Genomic DNA, 1,124 nt, shown 5'->3' with positions numbered 1-1,124 from the left:
ATATAAATTACCCTTTTCAGACATAGCAATGCTTTGAGATTTACTTGAAGAAGCTAAAGCAAAAGTTTGCATAGAATTACCCATAACATTGTCTATAAAGGTAGATCTTCTTGTAGTAGTAGAGATTAAAGATCTAAAGGTTGCACCTGATATGGAAGCATTAAGATTAAAATCTGTAGTAAGCTTTCCTGTTATTGGATCAAAGCTTAAAGATATTTCTCCACCTCCATTGGTTCCTATATTGCCAATATTGCCTTGATTAACACCTGAGATGATATTGTTTATATTGCCTAATTCATCAAGATTAACATTGCTTTGATCTACAGTGATGTTTTCTACTTTTACATTATCTTTACCACTTCCACCTACAACCACAGTGTCTAATTTACCCGTATCTTTATCTGTAGTAACAAGCCAATCTTCTATGACTATGCTACCAGATCCGCTGTTAGTTAAATGATTGCCACTATTATCTTTATCTATGGTTCCTTGGTTATTAACAAAGATGGTTCCACCACCTTCATTTTTAATACCACTTGTAATAGTCGCATCAGAATCATTTTTTAAACTTAAATTATTATTACTTTTATTGAAAATATTACCATAAATAATTCCATTGTCAGTATTTAAAATACCACTTCCTTTTGCAGAAGCAATAAGACCTTCATTTTCAATAGTGATACCGTGAGTTTGAACTTCTGTATCTTTTTGTCCAATGGTTCCAGTATTTATAATACCCCCATTACCACCTTGGATAGTTCCAGATACATTGATGCTAGTATTTACTTGCTTACCGCCACCTATATAAATACCTGCATTACCACCTTCTAATCTACCCCCTGCTTTAACTTCAATGCCTTCACCCTCAATACCATTTTTACTTCCATCTATATGGATTGCATCATTGCCTGCTTTAATAACACCACCACTTTCTATAGTGATTTTACCAATATTAACGGGCTTTTTATTTGTATCAAATGCATAAAAAGTTATACCATTGTTGCCTGCTTCTATAGTTCCTTTATTTGTAAGGGTTTCTATCTTGTTGCCATCACCTATGAAGATAGCATTAGCGTTTTGATTTTTGATTAGGCCTGTGTTTTCAAAATTTTTAATAGTGGAGC

Annotated in this window: 1 pseudogene; it reads right to left on the bottom strand. The window is 33.1% G+C overall.

Features of this window, described 5'->3' with window-relative positions:
- Nucleotides 1-1,124, bottom strand: a pseudogene (locus tag AJ932_RS10725) (hypothetical protein); the annotation flags it as partial.

Origin of the sequence: Campylobacter sp. BCW_6873 (assembly GCF_001762365.1) — a bacterium.
In the GTDB taxonomy this organism is placed as follows: domain Bacteria; phylum Campylobacterota; class Campylobacteria; order Campylobacterales; family Campylobacteraceae; genus Campylobacter_D; species Campylobacter_D jejuni.
The sequence above is the reverse complement of the archived record's forward strand: the minus strand, read 5'-3'. Positions and strand labels throughout refer to the sequence as shown.